The sequence below is a fragment of the Salmonella sp. 3C genome, assembly GCF_025426275.1.
Lineage (GTDB): Bacteria > Pseudomonadota > Gammaproteobacteria > Enterobacterales > Enterobacteriaceae > Salmonella > Salmonella enterica.
Genome location: NZ_CP104858.1, coordinates 879,605 through 901,564, shown reverse-complemented (window position 1 = coordinate 901,564; position 21,960 = coordinate 879,605). Strand labels below are relative to the sequence as shown.

The window sequence follows — 21,960 nt, the reverse complement described above, 5'->3', positions numbered from 1 at the left end:
TCTAAAGGAGAAAACAGGTGAAAAACAGCAGAAGAAGCCGTGTGATTTTACTCGCACTGGCGGCAGCATGGAGCCAGTACAGCCCGGCGGCCGTCAATGTTGACCGGACCCGTATTATCATGGATGCGCCGCAGAAAACGGTGGCCATCACGCTGAATAACGATGACAAAACCACGCCGTTCCTGGCGCAGTCCTGGGTGACGGACGCTGACGGGGTGAGAACCGATGCGCTGATGGCGCTGCCGCCGCTGCAGCGTATTGATGCCGGACAGAAATCCCAGGTCCGCATCACCCAGGTTCGCGGGCTGACAGATAAGCTCCCTCAGGACAGGGAAACACTGTTCTGGTTTAACGTGCGGGGCGTTCCCCCGAAGCCAGAAGACGACAACGTTCTGCAACTGGCCATGCAGAGCCAGCTGAAACTGTTTTACCGTCCGAAAGCCATTATCAGAAGCAGCAGTGACCAGCCGGAAAGAAAGCTGACTGCTGAGCGGAATGCGGGACATCTGACCCTCAGAAACCCGACGCCGTACTACATCACTGTGGCGTGGCTGGGAGCAGACCGTAGCCACAGGCTCAGCGGTTTCCGCGAGGGCGTGATGGTACCGCCCCTGGGGAACCTGCCTTTAAAGGCTGTTCTGCCGGCAGAAACCCGGACGCTGTGGGTGGGGTATATTGATGATTACGGGGGACTGCAGATGAATCGCTACACCTGCGATGCCCTGAACTGCGCGTTTAAGGACGCAGGGGCGACATCATGACAGAATGGATTTTTAATCTGAAAACAAAACTGACCGTGCTGGTGATGATGTTGTGCTCTTTATGTGTGACTAAAGTGTATGCGGTTGAGCTAGGTATAAATGAATGTGCAGTCACTTCCGGTCAGAATATTAATTTAAGAAGTATAAATTTGACAACCGATGATTTTAAACCTGGCACGGATTCGGTTATCTATACAATCAATCAGGATGCAGTTTTTAAATGTTACATGGGATATGACACGCAATTTCCACAGCTGGTATTTAATCAGGGCTACTTCAGTAAATTTACCAAGACACTAGATGCGATGGGACTTGGATTCAGAATGTCCATTAAAGAAACAGGAAATGCTTCAAGTGTTGTTTCGTTCTCCTGGGATGAAATAAAGAGTACTCAGTCAGGAAATGAGTTACGAAAAGAGTTTGGCACAAAACTACCTGTTGGGACTACAGAACGAAAAGTAAGGATAACACTGGATTTCTTATATACAAAAGCATATTCAGAGAGTAGTGCAGTTACAGTTTTTACGGGGATAAGTAATGTTTTAAATATTGTACCTTTTTCTTATTCTTTGAGACAAAACGGATTTGTTTTATCTGGTTTTAATGTGAGAATTCTCAGAAACGGATTGGGTAAAGTTGACATTGTTCCATTACAGGTCAACTTTGGGCATATTTATACGACTTATGAACCTTCACAGACCAGACAGGCAAATTTTACAGTGATCGCCACGCAGGTTTTACGACCGGCTATGGGACAGGAATTCACGATCCCTCTGGCCATCACCTTCGGGAAAGGTGCACTGACACAGGATACCGGGCAAACTCTGAATCTTGTCAGCCTGGATGGCCCCAACAAAGGTCAGCCTAATGGACTCCGGCTTTCAATAAAAGATGATAAAGGAAAAGAGATTACTTTTGATAAACAAGAAGTACTGGGGGATATTACTATTACAGGAGCTGTCACCGGTAATGTGTCGAAGGTATATACTGCAGTAATAACCCCGACCCCGGGGGGAAGTGTAAAGACAGGAACGTTTTCTGCTGCAATACCCGTTACTGTTACCTATAACTAATCGGGGGGGCAGATAATAAAAATAAAAGAACTGACTGAGTTATCGGGGAACTAATCCCGAATAAACCCACATTAATAATAAATACTATTTAAGAGTTGTTCTTCACCTCCGGGAAATCATTTACCCAGTTATGGAGAGGTTTTATGTGCCCTGATAATACACACGCAAAAAAGCAGTACCTTACCCCTGGTAACGATATTCATTATCCCGGACAGACCAACCATGATGCCTGTTTTATTCCGGAAAGCGTCCGCCAGTATGCCGACGAGCCCCTGTATATCATTGTGGCACACTGGTGCCTGTTGCAGCAGAACTGGGTTCAGCGTAACCAGATAGCAGAGGCGTTTCACATCACGGCCAGACGGGCCAGCTACCTGATTGCCTATCTGCGAAGCAAAACATCGCGGGTGGTCAGCATCTGCCGTCACCAGACCCTGCCCAATAAAGCACGACGCTATGAGATTTATGTTATCCGGGTTCTTGACAGTCCCACCCCGTCCACGCGCCGTGAAAAAGCCGGACCGCCGCCGGTATCAAAACGCCGGGTCGGTAATGGTGACAGGTCGATGGCAAATGAACTGTGGAACCGGCTGTGCAGTAACAGAAATGCGGGGAAGATCCTGAAAAAGAAGGAGGATGAGGATGACGGAACATAACCGGATGCCGGCCCGGCAGATTATCGTTTACGGTGACTGCTGGCCGGTGACGATCGCCGTGGCACACCTGGTCCGAAGATTTCTGCCGGGCTGCAACTGTGAAACCGCATACAGGCTGCCTGTTCTGTTGCAGCAATTACGTCGGAAACCGGAGGCCATACTGATACTGTGTCTGCGTCCCCGTGAACATCTCTTTTTGTTCTATTCCCTGAGACAGATACTGCCGGACTACCCGGTTATGATTATCAGCGATGAGCTGTTTTTCAGCGACCGGGTGGTACTGAAGGTATACGGCGGCATCCCGGCGCTGCTGGAGCAGGAACTGGCGGAGATACTTATTCGGTGGCGGCGGGATGAACAGTGGGCCGGGGGCGCACGCCTGCGCAGGACAGGAGCGCTGGACGCCTTTTTGTTATCTCCGGATCCGGTGACGGGCTTTCTGGAAGTGCCACCGATATTTAACAATCCGAAGCGGTTGATGAACTATATGGATCAGTTGATGCACCGGGAGATACTGGCATGTGGAGTGAGCCTGGCCCAGTTACGCTTGCTTCAGGAAGTTTACCGTGGACGAGGAAGGTTGTCAGCGTTGTGTGGAAGGCTGAATACACAGGAGAAGCAAATCTGGCAGGACAAATACCGGTTACTGGTGAAGCTGGGAATGCGGAACCGATTACGGGAACTGCTGTTTGGTACCCGGTTTTGTAAATCACTGCAGCGAACTCCGTTTATCGCTCCGCAATAACCCGCCTCCGGCGACCCTATCCAGAAACACTGACACGCCGGCTAAACCCGGTGGCGGTGGGGTATGTTTTGCCTGTGGTGTAGTGGAGTAAAATACAGAATTCAGGCGGGACGCTGAATGTATGGCCTTTCATACCGTTTGATAAGTAAAAACGCTTCTGGAATGAAACCCGACGTGAATGATACGGCCTGAGCAGAAGCGTTACATATTTACTGCATGATCCCGGTATAGCCATGAATTCCCATATACACGCCGACCAGACCAATCAGAATGCTCGAAAAATAGGGCGCCCGCCGGGCAAGCGTCGAAAAACCACTCCAGCGCTTTGCTGCCTGTTGAACGCTTATCGCCGCGCCAACGCCTACCGTCACCAGCGTTAATGCCAGGCCAAGACTAAAGCTCAGCACCATAGTGGCGCCCAGCGTAAACGCTTTAAGCTGGATACAAATCAGTAAAACAGTGATCGCAGCCGGACAGGGGATAAGCCCTCCGGTCAGGCCGAATAGCAGGATCTGTCCATTAGTCACTGTTTGACCATCAAAACGGCGTTGAATATCGGCAGCATGGGCGCGTTCATGGGCATCCTGATACGCTTTTGACGTTGCGCCTTCCGGATGTATGTGACCATGATGGTCGTGGTCGTGGTCGTGGTCGTGGTCGTGGTCGTGGTCGTGGTCGTGGTCGTGGTCGTGGTCGTGGTCGTGGTCGTGGTCGTGGTCGTGGTCGTGGTCGTGGTCGTGGTCGTGGTCGTGGTCGTGGTCGTGGTCGTGGTCGTGGTCGTGATGATGGTTTCCCGCCAGCCACTGCTGCTCGCCTCGCCATGTCCGCCAGAACATCCAGCACGCGGTGCTCAGAATAATGATCGCAGAAATTAACTGCAGCCATGGTTCCACTGATTGTGCGGTGAATGCCCGGCTAAGATACATCCCACCCAGAGCGATTAACCAGACGATCGCGGTATGAGAAAGCGTTGCTGCCAGACCGAGCATGACAGCCTGTTTAACCGTACCTTTAATGGCAATGATAAAAGCCGCCATCATGGTTTTGGAGTGCCCTGGTTCAAGCCCGTGCAAAATACCTAATAAAATGGCGCTGGGAATGAAGAACCAGCCGTTTCCTTGCTGAAGAAGTGTCGAAAATTCACCCATGAGAATGATTCTTAGTTGTTTTATGTGGGCGTCATTCTACTCCCCCTAGTATGGAATACTACCCCCCAGTAGCATCGTAATGCTATAATTTGTATTCGTTAATGTTAGTGAGGTGTTGTAATGTCACATACCATCCGGGACAAACAAAAGCTTAAAGCCAGAACCAGCAAGATTCAGGGACAGGTGATAGCGCTAAAAAAAATGCTGGATGAACCGCATGAATGCGCGGCCGTGTTACAACAGATCGCGGCGATTCGCGGCGCGGTAAATGGCTTAATGCGTGAGGTGATTAAAGGGCATCTGACCGAGCATATCGTTCATCAGAGTGATGAAGCCAGACGTGAAGAAGATCTGGACGTAATATTAAAGGTGCTGGATTCTTATATAAAATAGCCGGGAGTTATATCCCGGCTATCTTTTACTTTAGCCGAAAAACATCACCGATACGCAAAGTAAACCGACGACCAACGTAATGAAATTACCTATTGAACGGTAGGGTTTCAATGCCGGTATCAGGTACGTTGACAACGTGGGCATAATAAACAGGATCATCGCAATGAGCGGGCCGCTAATGGCATAAATCATAGAGATGGCATTCGGGTTAATACAGCAAATAATAAACGTAATCCCGGAAACCAGCATGATAGACAGCGCGCGATTGAACGCCCGGCTTTTTTTTACGCCAACCTGCTGTAGGGTGGTTCTTACCATCTCGGTTGCGCCCTCAATGACGCCGAAATAGGTGCCGAGGAAAGATTTCGACATGGCCACGACGGCAACGATAATACCGGAAATAGAGAGCCAGGCCGGCGCATTGGGCATCATCGAGAGCGCGGAAAGGATGGTAACGCCTTCGTTGCGCGCGTCTTCAATGTATGACGGCGGAATGGAGAGCAGGCAGCTAAAGACAAAGAACAGCACGCTCAGGCAGATAATCAGATAGGCGACCTTCATGATCTTTTTGCATTTATCCATGGCCTGATCGCCAAAATTTTCCCGTCTGTCGATGGCAAACGTCGAAATAATGGGCGTATGGCTAAAAGCAAAAACCATCACCGGAATAGAAATCCATACCTGATGCAACGTGTGACTATCCAAAGACATCTGCCCGGTCAGTAACGAGGGTTGCCAGCTTCCGGTTAAGTAGAGCGAAAGGAACAAGAAGTAAGCGATAAGTGGAAAGACTAAAAAGCCCATTACGCGAAGAGTGGCATGTCTTCCCATTAAGAAAATCATATTCAGGATAAGTACTACGCCGAAGCTAACTGCCATCCGGATGCGAATATCTATCTGAATATGCTTCGCTAATTGCTCTGTCAGGGAATTGGTAATCGCCACAGCATAAATTAATACCACGACAAAAAACGCAATGAAATAAAGCGTGGTAATAATACTGCCGATTTTCTTGCCGTAATAATGAGTAACGGCGCCAGTAATTCCCTCACCTGCAGAAGTCTTTGAGGAAAGAATAAACTGACACAGCGCCTTATGCGGCCAGTATGTTAGAGGCCAGGCGACCAGCGCGGTAATAAATAGCACGATTGCGCCTGCCGATCCCAACTGGATGGGAAGGAAAAGAGTGCCTGCGCCTACAGCCGTTCCGTATAATGCAAAACTCCAGAGAGTCTCATCTTTTGACCAAATTTTAGACATTATTTGAATTTATCAACTATAAAACACACAAAAAGAAGCGCAATTTACCATAAATAGCGTCAGTTGGGGGCGTTTTAAGCAGATGGATGTCGTGGAGGAGGAGGGCCGGGAGCGTTGCGATCCCGGCAAAAAAGAGCAATATCATGCACTAACGCGCTGTTGGCGGCGGGTCACTATTCGCTGGCGTAAAACATCGTATGCCCAGTTGTACAGCATCGTGTACGGCAAAAAGAACAGGAAGAAACCAATTTCCAGGGTGAATGCTTGTAGCAGGCTGACATTCAGTACCCAGGCGACAATACTCACGCCAATGACAATAAACCCACTTTCAAATCCTAACGCATGGAGTGCGCGCACTTTGGCGGTTCGTCTCACCTGATGCGCGGGCCACAATCGATCAAACAGAGCGTTATAAATGATATTCCAGATCATGGCCGTCGTTGCCAGCAATATCGTCAGGCCGCCCATCTCCAGCACCGAGCGCTGCATTAGCCAGGCGGTCGTTGGCGTCAGTATCGCAGTCGCAATACCTTCAAAACAGACAGCATGGAAAATACGCTCCGGCAGCGAGCGACGTTGTATGGCGTCATGTTGCATAAACGAAAAAACCTTACTCTTAATCAAGCTAAAGAAATTTCCGCTATTTTATCGTTTAATGTGATACCTAAAAGATAACATCCATCGATAAAGTAGATAGGTAATGCGTTACTCACCTGAAGCGTTAATGGCATTTGTTGAGACCGTCTCTTGCGGTTCGTTTTCTGCGGCGGCGCGCCGCCTGCGTAAAAGCCAGTCCACCATTAGTACCGCCATTGCGCATCTGGAGGCGGATCTGGGATTTTCATTATTTGATCGATCATCGCGCCAGCCCGTTCTGACCGAAGAAGGAAAACGGGTGCTTAGCTATGTTCAGGCTATTTTATCGGCGAGCGACCGCCTGGATGAGGTGGCGCTGACGTTATCCGGCGAGACGGAGGCAAGGCTCACGTTCGTCCTCTCTGATACCCTGTACCCTGACAGTCTGGAAGAGTTAATGGCGCAGTTTGATCGTCAATTTCCGCATACCGAGTTTGAATGTTTGATCGGAGAAAATGATGATGTCATCGACCTGCTGCAAAAAGGGCGCGCCCAGATAGGACTGATTGAAGCGCGTGATGACTATCCCACAGACATTGGCGCGACGCGTCTGCCTGTTCAAAGCTGGATGGGGGTTTATGTGGCGACCACGCATCCGTTGGCGTCGCAGACGAACCTGCAATGGGAGCAACTGCATACCTGGCGCGAGCTGCGTCTGAATACCTACCTTGAATCTAACGTCAACATTACGCGCGGCCCGGCCTGGTCAGCGCCAAACTATTTATTGCTGTTGAGCATGGCGGTTCAGGGATTTGGCTGGTGCGTATTGCCCTGCGCGCTGGTGGAAGAGTTTGCGGCGGAAAAACCGCTGGCGCAGCTGGATGTTCCTGGCTGGCCGAGGGCGATTGCTATTGATTTGTTGTGGAACAAGAAGACGCCGCCCGGAACGGCGGGGAACTGGCTTCGCTACCATTTACAGCAGAAATAAGCTGCGCCACCGTCAAATCAGCGTCATTTCCTTTGTGATAAAACTCACTTTTTTTAAACAATCAAGATAACTAATTTTAACAATGCTCTACTATGGCGGTGTCATTTTGCGCTGAGGTGGTAATGAAAGAGGTTGTGATAGTGGGGGCTTTACGGACCCCCATCGGCTGTTTTCAGGGAACGCTGGCCCGTCATTCCGCCGTCGAGCTGGGGAGTATGGTCGTAAAAGCGTTAATTGAGCGCACCGGCGTGGACGCTAATGCTATCGATGAGGTCATCCTCGGTCAGGTACTGACGGCTGGCGCCGGGCAGAATCCGGCGCGCCAGTCAGCCATCAAAGGAGGGCTGCCGACTACCGTTTCCGCTATTACCATTAATGACGTTTGTGGTTCCGGTTTAAAAGCGTTGCACCTGGCGACGCAGGCTATTCAGTGCGGCGAAGCGGACATTGTTATTGCGGGCGGGCAGGAGAATATGAGCCGTGCGCCGCATGTCCTCAATGACAGCCGTACCGGCGCGTTGCCTGATGCCGACAATCTGGTGGATAGTCTGGTACATGATGGCTTATGGGATGCCTTCAACGATTATCACATTGGCGTGACGGCAGAAAACCTGGCGCGGGAATATGGCATCAGCCGCGAGTTACAGGATGCTTATGCGCTCAGTTCGCAGCAAAAAGCCAGGGCCGCGATTGATACCGGACGTTTTAAAGATGAGATTGTCCCCATCGTCACGCAACGTAATGGGCAGACCGCAATTGTCGATACGGATGAACAACCGCGGGCCGACGCCAGTGCGGAGGGGTTAGCCCTGCTGCATCCGGCGTTTGATAGTTTAGGTTCGGTGACGGCGGGTAATGCCTCCTCAATCAACGATGGCGCCGCCGCGGTGATGATGATGAGCGAGGCGAAAGCCCAGGCGCTGGGGCTGCCGGTGCTGGCGCGCATCCGCGCGTTTGCCAGCGTCGGCGTCGATCCTGCGCTAATGGGGATTGCGCCGGTATATGCTACCCGGCGCTGTCTGGAGCGTGCCGGCTGGCAACTGACGGAGGTCGACCTTATCGAAGCCAACGAAGCGTTTGCCGCCCAGGCGTTGTCGGTAGGAAAAATGCTGGAATGGGATGAGCGACGGGTAAACGTTAATGGCGGCGCGATTGCGCTGGGGCATCCCATTGGCGCTTCCGGTTGTCGAATTCTGGTTTCACTGGTGCACGAAATGGTTAAACGCGACGCGCGAAAAGGTCTGGCGACGCTGTGTATCGGTGGCGGCCAGGGCGTTGCTTTAACCATTGAACGCGATTGATCCTACGCCAGCCACCCTTTTCCTGCTTCAGTATTCCGTCATAAAAAGCCCTCTATCACGAGGGCAAAGCCAGTGACAGACCCCCCTTTTTCGTTATAGCGCGGAACGTCTTGCCGCGTCGGGCATTGCAGACGCATACCGCTTTTAATTCAATTCGCACATCAGACCTCGTTCTAAAACAAGCTTCAATTTTTATCTGGGTAACCGCATACAGCATCTGGCGCACATGTCTGAAAATCAGACATGTGCGTAAGTTTTAGCGCCGTTCGTGATCGCTACAGCAGTTTTAAAAATAACCAGGCATAAAAATGAAACGTTGTTTTATTTATTGTTGAAAACCTTCATCCAGGCGACTATGATGCCGTTAAATAAATCAAAACAGTGTTTTGATTTTATGCCATTGCGATCGATTTATCATTGGAGGGAAAAGTGGACGTAAGGCAAAGCATCCATAGCGAGCACGCTAAAACGCTGGACACCCAGGCGCTACGACGCGAGTTTTTAATAGAAAATATTTTTGTCGCTGATGAATATACGATGGTCTACAGCCATATCGACCGTATTATCGTCGGCGGCATTATGCCCGTCAGCCATTCTGTTGAAATCGGCGGAGAGGTGGGTAAACAGCTTGGCGTTTCCCGGTTACTGGACCGCCGCGAGCTGGGCGTCATTAATATTGGCGGCGCGGGCGCTATTATCGTTGACGGGCAGCGCCATGATATTGGTCATCGTGATGCTCTGTATATTGGTAAAGGGGCGAAAGAGCTGGTCTTCGTCAGCAATGAGGCGAGCAGACCGGCGAAGTTTTATTACAACTGCGCGCCAGCGCATACCGCTTATCCGACGAAAAAAGTGTCGCCTGCCGACGTTGCGCCCGTCACCTTAGGCGATAACCTCACCAGTAACCGTCGCACCATCAATAAATACTTCGTACCGGATGTACTGGAAACCTGTCAGCTCAGTATGGGACTCACCGAACTGGCGCCCGGCAATCTATGGAACACCATGCCATGCCATACCCATGAGCGCCGTATGGAGGTGTACCTCTATTTCAATATGGAAGAGGACAGTTGCGTTTTCCATATGATGGGGCAGCCTCAGGAAACCCGTCATATTGTGATGCGTAATGAACAGGCGGTTATTTCCCCAAGCTGGTCAATACATTCCGGCGTTGGCACCAAAGCCTATACGTTTATTTGGGGCATGGTGGGAGAAAATCAGGTCTTCGATGACATGGATCACGTTGCGGTACAAGATCTGCGCTAGTCGCGACCGGTGATAACGCCTGTGCGTGACAGGCATGACAAAAATAAGGATTAACAATGATTTTGAATGCATTTTCTCTTGAAGGTAAAGTCGCGGTTGTGACGGGGTGCGATACCGGATTGGGGCAGGGGATGGCGTTAGGGCTGGCGGAAGCGGGCTGTGACATTGTCGGTATTAACATTGTTGAACCGACGGACACTATTGCGCGCGTCACCGCACTGGGACGTCGTTTTTTAAGCCTGACGGCCGATCTGCGCCAAATCGATGGTATTCCGGCGCTACTGGAACGGGCGGTGGCGGAATACGGTCATATTGATATTCTGGTGAATAACGCGGGTTTGATCCGTCGTGAAGATGCGATTGATTTCACGGAAAAAGACTGGGATGACGTCATGAACCTGAACATCAAGAGCGTGTTCTTTATGTCTCAGGCGGCGGCAAAACATTTTATTGTCCAGGGCAACGGCGGCAAAATTATTAATATCGCGTCTATGCTTTCCTTCCAGGGCGGAATTCGCGTTCCGTCTTATACCGCGTCGAAAAGCGGCGTAATGGGAATAACGCGTCTGATGGCGAACGAGTGGGCGAAACACAATATCAATGTAAACGCCATCGCGCCGGGCTATATGTCCACAAATAATACCCAGCAATTGCGCGCTGATGCACAACGTAGCGCCGAAATTCTCGACCGTATTCCGGCTGGACGTTGGGGGCTACCGAGCGATTTAATGGGGCCGGTAGTCTTCCTGGCATCCAGCGCCGCTGATTATATTAACGGCTATACCATAGCGGTAGATGGCGGTTGGCTGGCGCGTTAATCCGCTACTGACAAATGCGTTTCTGGGAAAATCGACTCTTTGGCCGAAAAAACTGATAAAGCCCTGTCCTCGTACAGGGTTTTTTTATGATCTCATTAACATAGTCCATATTGTGGGTTTAACTTAATCCATATATTGTTAAATAATAGCTATGATCAATGCTTTAACTTATTGAAATATTGGTGGTTTGAAAAAATACCCGGCAACGGCGTTAAATTTAAAAAGTGTAATATCCATCACATATCGCTATAGCGTAGCCATTTAATCCATATTTATGCCGTTTCCTGCCTGACACTTGAGGAAGAGTATCCCGTACTTTCAGGCTATGTCTTACTCTGTTGTGGCAGGAAAATATGGTCTCTATTAATCATGACTCTGCTTTAACGCCGCGTTCGCTTCGCGACACACGACGTATGAATATGTTTGTTTCGGTTTCTGCAGCGGTAGCGGGACTGTTATTTGGTCTGGATATCGGCGTTATCGCCGGGGCGCTGCCTTTTATTACCGACCATTTCGTACTGACCAGCCGGCTGCAGGAATGGGTCGTCAGCAGTATGATGCTTGGCGCGGCAATTGGCGCATTATTTAACGGCTGGCTTTCATTCCGGCTGGGGCGTAAGTATAGCCTGATGGCTGGCGCGATTTTGTTCGTGCTCGGCTCGCTGGGGTCGGCGTTTGCTTCCAGCGTGGAAGTATTGATTGGCGCCCGCGTGATACTGGGCGTAGCAGTAGGGATTGCCTCCTATACCGCGCCGCTTTATCTCTCTGAAATGGCAAGTGAAAATGTTCGCGGCAAAATGATCAGTATGTATCAACTGATGGTGACGTTAGGCATTGTGCTGGCTTTTTTATCCGATACGGCATTCAGCTACAGCGGCAACTGGCGCGCGATGTTGGGCGTGCTGGCGCTGCCTGCGGTGTTGCTCATTATTCTCGTGGTATTCCTGCCGAATAGTCCGCGTTGGCTGGCGCAAAAAGGTCGCCATATTGAAGCGGAAGAGGTGCTGCGTATGCTGCGCGATACCTCGGAAAAAGCCCGTGATGAACTGAATGAGATTCGGGAAAGCCTCAAACTCAAGCAGGGCGGGTGGGCATTATTTAAAGCTAACCGCAATGTTCGCCGCGCCGTGTTCCTCGGTATGCTGCTACAGGCAATGCAGCAGTTCACCGGCATGAACATCATTATGTACTATGCGCCGCGCATTTTTAAAATGGCCGGCTTTACCACCACGGAACAGCAAATGATCGCTACGCTGGTGGTCGGACTGACCTTTATGTTCGCGACGTTTATCGCCGTCTTTACGGTCGATAAGGCCGGGCGTAAACCGGCGTTAAAAATCGGTTTCAGCGTAATGGCGTTAGGGACATTGGTGTTGGGCTACTGCCTGATGCAGTTTGATAACGGTACGGCATCAAGCGGTCTCTCCTGGCTTTCCGTTGGGATGATGATGATGTGTATCGCCGGTTACGCGATGAGCGCCGCTCCGGTGGTGTGGATACTGTGTTCGGAAATCCAGCCGCTGAAATGCCGTGATTTTGGCATTACCTGTTCAACCACGACAAACTGGGTATCGAACATGATCATCGGCGCGACATTCCTGACACTGTTGGACAGCATTGGCGCGGCAGGTACATTCTGGCTCTACACCGCGCTGAATATCGCTTTTATCGGCATCACTTTCTGGCTGATTCCGGAAACCAAAAATGTCACCCTGGAGCACATCGAACGCAAGCTGATGGCGGGCGAGAAGCTAAGAAATATTGGCGTGTAATCCCCCCTCCCATGCCGGATGACGCCTGTTATCCGGCATGATGAAAAATAGACTGGAAACGGATGTGTAAGTTTGCTTCACTGCCATAATGCTTTAAAAAAAGGAGAGCGCAGTGAAAACGATCGGGCTGTTGGGGGGGATGAGCTGGGAATCGACTATCCCTTATTACCGTTTAATCAATGAAGGCATTAAACAGCAGCTGGGAGGCCTGCACTCGGCGAGCTTACTGCTGCATAGCGTAGATTTCCACGATATTGAAGTATGTCAACGCCGCGGCGAGTGGGATAAAGCGGGCGATATCCTGGCGCAGGCCGCGCAGGGGTTACAGCAGGCGGGCGCAGAAGGCATTGTGCTGTGTACCAACACCATGCATAAAATCGCGCACATTATTGAATCTCGTTGTTCTCTGCCTTTCCTACACATCGCGGATGCTACCGGGCGAGCTATCGCCCGTCAGGGGTTGCATCGCGTGGCGCTATTGGGGACTCGCTATACGATGGAACAGGATTTTTATCGCGGGCGGCTGGAACAGCAATTTGCGATTGAGACCATCGTGCCGGAGGCGGACGATCGGGCGCGTATCAATCAGGTCATTTTTGACGAGCTCTGTCAGGGGACATTCACTGACGCGTCGCGCCACTATTATTTACAGGTTATCGAACAACTGGCTGCGCAAGGCGCGCAGGGCGTTATTTTTGGCTGCACTGAAATAGGTTTGCTTGTTCCCCAGACGCAAAGCGCGCTACCGGTTTTCGATACCACGGCAATTCATGCCGCAGATGCCGTGAGCTTTATGCTTTCGTCATCGGCCCCAGAATAACCTCCAGCGGTTCGACCAGGCGCGAAAGATGCGTTTGTAAATGCTTACTGAAGGCGTCAACCAGCGCGGAGGCGGGGCGGTGTAGCGGGCGAATCAGGCTGACGGTAAAGGGCACGTCAATGCTGAAGCGGCGAACGGTGACGCCGCTGGCGGCATAGTCCAGCGCGGTCAGCGGGTTAACGATCGAAACGCCCGCCCCGGCGCGCACCATCGCGCAGACGGAGGCCGCGCTATGCGTTTCCACCACCATTCTGCGCTTCACCTGATGTTCGGCAAATAACGTATCCAACAACTGTCGATAGCTGTCCAGGCGGGAGAGGCTGATAAAGTTTTCCCCCTGAAAATCGTCTGGCGTCAGTACCGTTTTGGCGGCAAGCGGATGGTCGCAGGGCAGTACGCACACTTCATTCAGCGTTAGTAACTCGGTACGGGTTGTTCCTGCCGGGGCATGAAGCGTCTCCGTCAGCCCTAAGTCGTGGCGCTGGGCGGAGAGCCACTCTTCCAGCAACGGCGACTCCTGCGGCACAATATTCAGGCTGACATCCGGATAACGTGCCAGAAAAGGCGGTAGTAACGGCGGCAAAAAGGATTGTGAAAAGACCGGCAGGCAGGCGATAGAGAGTTCGCCCTGACGGAACTCGCGCAGACTTTCCGCCGCGCTGACGATGCGATCCAACCCATACCAGGAGCGTTGTACCTCTTCGAACAGGCGTAGCCCTTGCACCGTCGGATGTAAGCGCCCGCGTGTGCGCTCAAACAGCGTTAATCCCAGCACTTTCTCAAAACGCGCCAGCTCGCGACTGACGGTAGGCTGCGAGGTATGCAGCAGCCGCGCCGCTTCGGTGAGATTTCCGGCGGTCATTACGGCATGAAAAATTTCAATGTGACGTAAATTAACGGCAGCCATACGTTTCCCTGAATCATTTATCCCATATCATTTTTGCATAGACTGACAATAAAACGATATTTTTTATTCTTTCTAAGGTATGGCGTAATCGTTAAAAAGCCTGTTCCGGAGTTTGTTATGTCATTGCCGCATTATCACGCTGAAACTGACCTTAACGCTGAAAATTTGCTCAGATTGCCTGCTGAATTCGGCTGTCCGGTCTGGGTCTATGACGCGCACATTATTCGCCGTCAGATAGCCGCCCTGCAGCAGTTTGACGTCGTGCGTTTTGCGCAAAAAGCCTGTTCGAACATTCATATCCTGCGCTTAATGCGCGCGCAGGGTGTCAAGGTGGATTCTGTTTCATTGGGGGAGATCGAACGTGCGCTGGCGGCGGGCTACGATCCGCAAACGTGCCCTGATGATATCGTTTTTACCGCCGATGTGATTGACGCCGCCACGCTGGCGCGCGTCAGCGAACTGCATATTCCGGTCAATGCCGGCTCGGTAGATATGCTGACGCAGCTTGGTCAGGTTTCGCCTGGGCATCGCGTCTGGTTGCGCGTGAATCCTGGTTTTGGTCACGGCCACAGCCAGAAAACCAACACCGGGGGCGAAAACAGCAAACACGGCATCTGGCATAGCGATCTTCCGGCGGCGCTGGCGATAATGCAGAAATACCGACTGAAACTTGTCGGTATCCATATGCACATTGGTTCCGGCGTCGATTATGGCCATCTGGAGCAGGTTTGCGGCGCGATGGTACGCCAGGTGCTGGAATGTGGTCAGGATGTGGAGGCGATTTCGGCAGGCGGCGGACTCTCGATACCTTATCGTGAGGGAGAAGAGCCCGTTGATACGCGCCATTACTATGGTCTGTGGAACGCGGCGCGCGAGCAAATCGCCCGCCATCTGGGACATGCGGTCAAACTTGAGATCGAACCCGGACGTTTTCTGGTGGCGCAATCGGGCGTGCTGGTAACGCAGGTACGTAGCGTAAAACAGATGGGAAGCCGCCATTTCGTGCTGGTAGATGCGGGTTTTAACGATCTGATGCGCCCGGCGATGTACGGTAGCTATCACCGTATTTCGGCGCTGGCGGCGGATGGTCGCGCGCTTGAAAATGGCCCGTGGGTCGAGACGGTGGTTGCCGGGCCGCTATGCGAATCAGGCGATGTTTTTACGCAGCAGGAAGGGGGAATGGTTGAAACACGCGCCTTACCTGCGGTCATCCCCGGCGATTACCTCGTATTGCACGATACCGGCGCGTACGGCGCGTCTATGTCATCGAATTACAACAGCCGCCCGCTCCTGCCGGAAGTACTGTTTGACAATGGACAGGCGCGGCTGATCCGCCGTCGTCAGACCATTGAAGAGCTGTTAGCGCTGGAGATGCTCTGAAGCGCATCATTAGGCCGGACGTTGAAAAAACGGGCCTGCGGCGACGGACTCGCGCAGAATCAGCGTGCCGGTAAAGGGCGGGATCGGGGCGACCGGCTCGCTGTTCGCCAGGCGAACGGCCTGATCGATCGCGGTGGCTATCATATCCTCGATGGGTAAATAGACTGTTGAAAGCCCCGGTTCAAGCCAGGTTGCGCCCGGCGCATCGTCAAAACCAAACAGCGACACATCCTGCGGGATGCGTAATCCGGCCTGGCGCAGCGCTTTTGCCGCGCCCAGCGCCGTGTCATCATTACAGGCGAATAGCGCGCTAAACGTGACGCCTTCCTCCAGTAATTCCCGGCAGGCGTCATAGCCGCGCGTCAGCGTGTAATCGCCGTATTTCACTTTTGCCGGTTGCCAGGGAATACCATACTTTTCCAGCGCCTTGCGATAACCCGCTACGCGTGATGTGCCAGTGGGAGTATGAACAGGCAGCGTAATACAGGCGATATCGCGATGGCCCTGCGTAATCAGGTATTCCACCGCCTGGAATGCCGCCGTCTCCTGCTCGAAGAAAATAGCGCGATCGCGGGCCTGAGTGACGTTGCGATTAATAATCACAAGCGGCATTTCCGTGGCGTCAATCAACGACAAAATCGCCGGCTCATCCATATAGCGAGTGTAAAGAATAATAGCGTCGCACTGTCTGTCGGCCAACATTTGTACGGCTTTCTGCTCTCGTTCCGGCGTATCGTGACCATCGGTGACGATCAACTGCTTGTTATGAAACTCCGCCTGGCGCGACGCCCGGCGCAACAAACTGCCGAAATAGAAGCCGTCAAACGTAGAGACGACCAGACCGATGCTGTTGCTGGTGCGATTCGCCAGCGAGCGTGCCAGCAGGTTGGGGCGATAGCCCAGAGCCTGCATCGCCGTAAACACTTTCTGGCGCGTGCTTTCTTTTACCTGCCCCGTCCCATTCAGCACTCGTGAGACGGTGGCCTTTGATACGCCCGCATGGCGGGAAACATCCAGCATTGTCGCCATCATGCTACCCTGATTAATCGGTTGTCGACAGGTGCCCGGTATCCGTCGGCGTGGATACCGAATGTCGGCGTACCAGTGTCGGACTAAATACATGAGTTACTTCTGGCGTAGGGCATTTCCCCGCCAACGCTAACGCCAGCTCCGCCGCCTGTGTCGCCATGGTGACGATCGGATACCGAATGGTGGTCAGTCGGGGACGCACATAGCGTGAGACCAGTACATCATCAAAACCGATGAGCGATACTTCGCCCGGCACCCCCACGCCATTATCATTTAATACTCCCATCGCGCCGGCCGCCATCGAGTCGTTATAGCAGGCCACCGCGGTAAAATGTCTGCCGCGGCCTAATAACTCAGTCATCGCCTGCTCGCCGCCGCTTTCATCCGGTTCGCCGAACGTCACCAGCCGATCGTTAGCCGGGATATGGCTTTCCGCCAGCGCATCGTAATAGCCCCTCAGGCGATCTTCGGCATCAGAGATGGTGTGGTTGGAACAGATATACCCAATACGCGTATGACCTTGCTGGATCAGATGTCGGGTCGCCAGCCATGCCCCGTAACGGTCATCCAGCGCGACACAGCGGTGTTCTAACCCCGGTAAAATGCGGTTAATCAGCACCATGCCGGGGATTTGCTTCATTAATGAGGCCAGGTCCGCATCCGGAATCATTTTGGCGTGTACCACTAACGCTGCGCAACGATGGCGAATCAACTGTTCAATAGCCTGACGCTCTTTTTGTTCGTTATGATACCCGTTGCCAATCAGTAAAAAATTGCCGGTGTGATACGCCACCTGTTCAACGGCTTTCACCATCGCGCCGAAAAAAGGATCGGAAACGTCGCCGACCACCAGACCGAGGGTTTCCGTTGCCTGCTGTGCCAGCGCGCGCGCGTTGGCGTTAGGGTGATAGCTCAGGGACTCCATTGCGCTGGTCACCGCCAGCCGGGACGCTTCGCTGGCTTTTGGCGAATCGTTAATAACGCGAGAAACGGTGGCGACTGAAACACCGGCCAGTCGGGCTACATCTTTTATGGTCGCCATGATAATACCTATAGTGGGTAAACGCTTACATTACGCCAGTTTTACGGAAAATGAACGTCTGTTCAAGCCTCTTACCCCGCCGTATCGGGCAAATGTGACCTGCACGGGAGAAATGCGTCTGTAAAGTGACAATACAAATCTTTCGTTACAGTTTGCGAAGCGCTGTTGCGATTGTCTGCTGGCAGGCCAGCGAGTCAGGTTGATAGAGTGGTGATCCTAGAGGTATTGATAGGTGGAATCAACGTCATTGTTGATCACACGAATTACACCAACCTGCGTAGAGATGCGCAGGTTTTTTTTTGTTTCGCCTGAACCTGTAACAGTAACGGATAATTTACACAACTCGTTGCATTTCCGTTTATTCCTTTGCGTTTTCGGACTGGCGATGCAGACGCGCGAAGCCCACAATCAAGATCCCAGAGGTATTGATTGGTGAGATTATTCGGTACGCTCTTCGTACCTGTCTCTTGCACCAACCTGCGCGGATGCGCAGGTTTTTTTTCGAACCTATTTTGCTATCGCTCCTGTTACGCAACTCGTGTAATCTGCCACAATTCATGTTTTAGCGAATTGTCGGCCAAAGGGAGTTGAAATGCTGTTTGGATTTTTCCGTAACCTGTTTCGCGTGCTTTATCGTGTGCGCGTCACTGGCGATGTCCGGGCGCTACAGGGGAACCGGGTCTTAATTACCCCCAATCACGTTTCATTTATCGATGGTATGCTACTGGCGCTGTTTTTGCCGGTACGGCCTGTCTTTGCGGTATATACCTCCATCAGCCAGCAATGGTATATGCGCTGGTTAACGCCGCTGATCGATTTTGTACCGCTCGATCCCACTAAACCCATGTCCATTAAACACCTGGTGCGTCTGGTGGTGCAGGGGCGTCCAGTGGTGATTTTCCCGGAAGGGCGGATTTCCGTGACCGGCTCGCTGATGAAAATTTATGACGGCGCAGGCTTTGTGGCGGCAAAATCGGGCGCAACCGTCATTCCGCTCCGTATTGACGGCGCGGAGCTTACCCCTTTCAGTCGCCTGAAAGGTCTGGTTAAACGGCGCTTATTCCCCCGCATTCAGCTTCATATTTTACCGCCGACGCAAATACCGATGCCGGAAGCGCCGCGCGCGCGCGACAGACGTAAGATAGCGGGTGAGATGCTGCACCAGATCATGATGGAAGCGCGTATGGCGGTGCGCCCGCGCGAGACGTTATACGAATCGTTGCTGGCGGCGCAATATCGTTACGGCGCGGGTAAAAACTGTATTGAGGACATTAACTTTACGCCGGATACGTATCGTAAGTTACTGACCAAGACGCTTTTTGTTGGCCGAATTCTGGAAAAGTACAGCGTTGAGGGCGAGAAAATCGGTTTAATGCTGCCGAATGCCGCCATCAGCGCGGCGGTGATTTTCGGCGCGGTTTCTCGTCGCCGCATTCCGGCCATGATGAACTACACGGCGGGGGTAAAAGGGCTGACCAGCGCGATTACCGCGGCGGAAATTAAAACGATTTTTACCTCCCGCCAGTTCCTCGATAAAGGTAAATTGTGGCACCTGCCGGAACAGCTAACGCAGGTTCGCTGGGTTTACCTGGAAGATTTAAAAGCGGACGTCACACTCGCCGACAAGATGTGGATTTTTGCCCACCTCCTGGCGCCGCGACTGGCGCAGGTAAAACAGCAGCCGGAAGACGCGGCGATCATTCTTTTTACCTCCGGCTCGGAAGGGCACCCGAAAGGGGTGGTGCACAGCCATAAAAGCATTCTGGCGAACGTCGAGCAGATAAAAACGATTGCGGATTTCACCGCCAATGACCGTTTTATGTCGGCGCTGCCGCTCTTTCACTCGTTCGGTTTGACGGTGGGCCTGTTTACGCCGTTGTTGACCGGCGCGGAAGTGTTTCTTTATCCAAGTCCGCTGCACTACCGCATTGTGCCAGAACTGGTCTATGACCGTAACTGTACCGTGCTGTTTGGTACATCAACCTTCCTCGGCAACTATGCGCGCTTTGCCAATCCGTATGATTTTTATCGCCTGCGCTATGTGGTGGCCGGTGCGGAAAAACTTCAGGAGAGCACCAAACAACTGTGGCAGGATAAATTCGGTCTGCGCATTCTTGAGGGCTACGGGGTAACGGAATGCGCGCCAGTAGTCTCGATTAACGTGCCGATGGCGGCTAAGCCGGGCACTGTTGGCCGCATTCTGCCTGGCATGGACGCGCGTCTGCTGGCGGTGCCCGGTATTGAAAACGGCGGTCGGCTACAGCTGAAAGGGCCGAATATCATGAATGGCTATCTGCGCGTGGAAAAACCGGGCGTGCTGGAGGTGCCGTCAGCGGAAAACGCCAGAGGCGAAACCGAGCGCGGCTGGTACGACACGGGCGACATTGTACGCTTCGATGAAAACGGTTTTGTGCAGATTCAGGGGCGCGCGAAACGCTTTGCGAAAATTGCTGGCGAAATGGTCTCGCTGGAGATGGTCGAGCAACTGGCGCTTGGCGTTTCGGCGGACAAAATGCACGCTACCGCCATTAAAAGCGATGCCAGCAAAGGTGAAGCGCTGGTACTGTTTACGACTGACAGCGAACTCACCCGAGAAAAGTTACAGCACTATGCTCGTGAACACGGTATTCCGGAACTTGCCGTCCCGCGTGATATCCGTTATCTGAAGCAGCTTCCCTTGCTTGGCAGCGGGAAACCCGATTTTGTGACGCTGAAAAGTTGGGTGGATGCGCCGGAACAACATCATGAGTGAGTCAGTACGTACTAACACCTCCATCTGGTCGAAAGGGATGCTGTCGGTGATTGTCGCGCAGTTTCTCTCGGCTTTTGGCGATAATGCGCTGCTGTTTGCGACGCTGGCACTGCTGAAAGCTCAGTTTTACCCGGACTGGAGCCAGCCTGTTTTGCAAATGGTGTTTGTGGGCGCTTACATTCTTTTTGCGCCGTTTGTCGGCCAGATAGCGGACAGCTTTGCCAAAGGCCGGGTGATGATGGTCGCCAATGGTCTTAAACTGGCGGGAGCGGCAGGTATCTGCCTCGGCGTGAATCCTTTTGTCGGTTATACGTTGGTCGGGATTGGCGCGGCGGCTTATTCTCCGGCGAAATACGGTATTCTGGGCGAACTGACGACGGGCGATAAGTTGGTGAAAGCCAATGGTCTGATGGAAGCCTCTACGATTGCGGCGATTTTGCTCGGTTCCGTCGCGGGCGGCGTATTGGCCGACTGGCATGTCATCGCCGCGCTGGTTGCCTGCGCGTTGGCCTACGCTGGCGCAGTGGCGGCGAACCTGTTTATCCCGAAGCTTGTGGCGGCGCGTCCAGGACAATCCTGGCGGTTGTCGGCGATGACGCGTAGCTTCTTCAGCGCTTGCGTTGTCCTTTGGCGTAACGGTGAAACGCGTTTTTCGCTGGTGGGGACCGGGCTATTCTGGGGCGCAGGTGTGACGCTGCGTTTTCTGCTGGTGCTGTGGGTGCCGGTGGCGCTGGGGATTACGGATAACGCCACGCCGACTTACCTGAACGCCATGGTGGCGGTAGGCATTGTGGTCGGCGCGGGCGCGGCGGCAAAACTGGTGACGCTGGAGACCGTATCGCGCTGTATGCCCGCCGGGATTTTGATTGGCGTTGTGGTTGCGATCTTCTCATTACAGCACGCCTTGCTGCCTGCTTATGCCTTGTTGCTGTTGATAGGTATGCTGGGCGGCTTTTTTGTGGTGCCGCTCAACGCTTTGCTCCAGGAGCGCGGTAAGAAGAGCGTTGGCGCCGGGAATGCCATTGCCGTACAAAATCTGGGCGAGAATAGCGCCATGCTATTAATGCTGGGACTGTACTCGCTGGCGGTGCTGGTTGGCGTTCCGGCAGTGGCGATAGGTATCGGCTTTGGCGTGCTGTTCGCGCTGGCGATCGCGGCGCTGTGGATCTGGCAGCGCCGGCAGGCATCATACTGAGTGAATATGCCGGGCGGCGAGCGCGCGTTATCCGGCTTACATTGTCTCTGTTAGCCCGGAAGCGTAGCGCCACCGGGC

General features: G+C 52.7%; 20 protein-coding genes. 14 read left to right on the top strand and 6 right to left on the bottom strand.

Translation table 11 applies throughout. From position 1 onward, the window contains the following. The first annotated feature begins 17 nt into the window (after positions 1–17). From stdC to N7E69_RS04210, 4 genes are all read left to right on the top strand, one after another. A complete protein-coding gene (gene stdC / locus N7E69_RS04225) occupies positions 18–761 on the top strand; it encodes a fimbrial biogenesis chaperone StdC (RefSeq protein WP_000798504.1) in 744 nt (247 codons plus the stop codon). Further along, positions 758–1,834 carry a hypothetical protein gene (locus tag N7E69_RS04220; protein WP_000141331.1) on the top strand — a complete coding sequence of 359 codons (1,077 nt, stop codon included), beginning with the start codon at positions 758–760 and terminating at the stop codon, positions 1,832–1,834. Before stdC ends, N7E69_RS04220 begins: the two co-directional genes overlap by 4 nt. A gap of 143 nt (positions 1,835–1,977) precedes the next feature. Continuing rightward, positions 1,978–2,490 (top strand): CaiF/GrlA family transcriptional regulator, encoded by a 513-nt coding sequence (locus tag N7E69_RS04215; RefSeq protein ID WP_000336258.1) that lies wholly within the window; start codon positions 1,978–1,980, stop codon positions 2,488–2,490. Then, the gene (locus tag N7E69_RS04210; protein ID WP_000134794.1) at positions 2,477–3,235 is read left to right on the top strand and encodes a transcriptional regulator; all 759 of its coding nucleotides are present in this window, start codon (positions 2,477–2,479) and stop codon (positions 3,233–3,235) included. Before N7E69_RS04215 ends, N7E69_RS04210 begins: the two co-directional genes overlap by 14 nt. A gap of 209 nt (positions 3,236–3,444) precedes the next feature. On the opposite strand, the gene N7E69_RS04205 is transcribed toward N7E69_RS04210, so the two are convergent. Then, positions 3,445–4,383 carry a nickel/cobalt efflux protein RcnA gene (locus N7E69_RS04205; RefSeq protein ID WP_261743212.1) on the bottom strand — a complete coding sequence of 313 codons (939 nt, stop codon included), beginning with the start codon at positions 4,381–4,383 and terminating at the stop codon, positions 3,445–3,447. A 120-nt stretch (positions 4,384–4,503) separates the two neighbouring features. On the opposite strand from N7E69_RS04205, the gene rcnR reads away from it, so the two are divergent. Next, positions 4,504–4,776 (top strand): Ni(II)/Co(II)-binding transcriptional repressor RcnR, encoded by a 273-nt coding sequence (rcnR, locus tag N7E69_RS04200; RefSeq protein WP_000019953.1) that lies wholly within the window; start codon positions 4,504–4,506, stop codon positions 4,774–4,776. Positions 4,777–4,806: 30 nt separating this feature from the next. Here the strand turns inward: rcnR and N7E69_RS04195 are convergent, their stop codons facing one another. Both N7E69_RS04195 and N7E69_RS04190 read right to left on the bottom strand, forming a co-directional pair. After that, positions 4,807–6,036 (bottom strand): amino acid permease, encoded by a 1,230-nt coding sequence (locus tag N7E69_RS04195; protein WP_000036836.1) that lies wholly within the window; start codon positions 6,034–6,036, stop codon positions 4,807–4,809. A 141-nt stretch (positions 6,037–6,177) separates the two neighbouring features. After that, entirely contained in the window at positions 6,178–6,633 is a 456-nt protein-coding gene (locus N7E69_RS04190; RefSeq protein WP_001574932.1) for a multidrug/biocide efflux PACE transporter, read from the bottom strand. 103 nt (positions 6,634–6,736) lie between these two features. Here N7E69_RS04190 and N7E69_RS04185 point away from each other — a divergent pair, with 103 nt between their 5' ends. From N7E69_RS04185 to N7E69_RS04160, 6 genes are all read left to right on the top strand, one after another. Next, complete coding sequence (locus tag N7E69_RS04185; protein WP_001270781.1) at positions 6,737–7,600, top strand: LysR family transcriptional regulator; 864 nt, start codon at positions 6,737–6,739, stop codon at positions 7,598–7,600. Positions 7,601–7,722: 122 nt separating this feature from the next. After that, positions 7,723–8,901 carry an acetyl-CoA C-acetyltransferase gene (locus tag N7E69_RS04180; protein ID WP_000665980.1) on the top strand — a complete coding sequence of 393 codons (1,179 nt, stop codon included), beginning with the start codon at positions 7,723–7,725 and terminating at the stop codon, positions 8,899–8,901. A gap of 429 nt (positions 8,902–9,330) precedes the next feature. Beyond that, positions 9,331–10,167, top strand: coding sequence for a 5-dehydro-4-deoxy-D-glucuronate isomerase (gene kduI, locus N7E69_RS04175; RefSeq protein WP_000383274.1), 837 nt, complete (start codon positions 9,331–9,333; stop codon positions 10,165–10,167). A gap of 56 nt (positions 10,168–10,223) precedes the next feature. After that, positions 10,224–10,985 (top strand): 2-dehydro-3-deoxy-D-gluconate 5-dehydrogenase KduD, encoded by a 762-nt coding sequence (gene kduD, locus N7E69_RS04170; protein ID WP_261743209.1) that lies wholly within the window; start codon positions 10,224–10,226, stop codon positions 10,983–10,985. A gap of 353 nt (positions 10,986–11,338) precedes the next feature. After that, positions 11,339–12,757, top strand: coding sequence for an arabinose-proton symporter AraE (gene araE, locus N7E69_RS04165; RefSeq protein WP_024139218.1), 1,419 nt, complete (start codon positions 11,339–11,341; stop codon positions 12,755–12,757). Between the two features lie 112 nt (positions 12,758–12,869). Continuing rightward, on the top strand, positions 12,870–13,577 hold the full coding sequence (locus tag N7E69_RS04160; protein ID WP_000848629.1) for an aspartate/glutamate racemase: 708 nt from the start codon (positions 12,870–12,872) through the stop codon (positions 13,575–13,577). On the opposite strand, the gene N7E69_RS04155 is transcribed toward N7E69_RS04160, so the two are convergent. Then, complete coding sequence (locus tag N7E69_RS04155; protein ID WP_000741798.1) at positions 13,549–14,484, bottom strand: LysR family transcriptional regulator; 936 nt, start codon at positions 14,482–14,484, stop codon at positions 13,549–13,551. The genes N7E69_RS04160 and N7E69_RS04155 overlap by 29 nt on opposite strands. A gap of 117 nt (positions 14,485–14,601) precedes the next feature. On the opposite strand from N7E69_RS04155, the gene lysA reads away from it, so the two are divergent. Then, the gene (lysA, locus tag N7E69_RS04150; protein WP_000056580.1) at positions 14,602–15,864 is read left to right on the top strand and encodes a diaminopimelate decarboxylase; all 1,263 of its coding nucleotides are present in this window, start codon (positions 14,602–14,604) and stop codon (positions 15,862–15,864) included. A 9-nt stretch (positions 15,865–15,873) separates the two neighbouring features. Here lysA and N7E69_RS04145 read toward each other — a convergent pair whose 3' ends face one another. Next, positions 15,874–16,896: a LacI family DNA-binding transcriptional regulator gene (locus N7E69_RS04145; protein WP_000968353.1), complete on the bottom strand. Its 1,023-nt coding sequence runs from the start codon at positions 16,894–16,896 to the stop codon at positions 15,874–15,876. A 10-nt stretch (positions 16,897–16,906) separates the two neighbouring features. Further along, complete coding sequence (gene galR / locus N7E69_RS04140) at positions 16,907–17,935, bottom strand: HTH-type transcriptional regulator GalR (protein WP_000201028.1); 1,029 nt, start codon at positions 17,933–17,935, stop codon at positions 16,907–16,909. Between the two features lie 592 nt (positions 17,936–18,527). On the opposite strand from galR, the gene aas reads away from it, so the two are divergent. After that, positions 18,528–20,687 carry a bifunctional acyl-ACP--phospholipid O-acyltransferase/long-chain-fatty-acid--ACP ligase gene (aas, locus tag N7E69_RS04135; protein WP_000897112.1) on the top strand — a complete coding sequence of 720 codons (2,160 nt, stop codon included), beginning with the start codon at positions 18,528–18,530 and terminating at the stop codon, positions 20,685–20,687. Next, positions 20,680–21,882 carry a lysophospholipid transporter LplT gene (gene lplT / locus N7E69_RS04130; protein ID WP_000004686.1) on the top strand — a complete coding sequence of 401 codons (1,203 nt, stop codon included), beginning with the start codon at positions 20,680–20,682 and terminating at the stop codon, positions 21,880–21,882. Before aas ends, lplT begins: the two co-directional genes overlap by 8 nt. Positions 21,883–21,960: the final 78 nt, after the last annotated feature.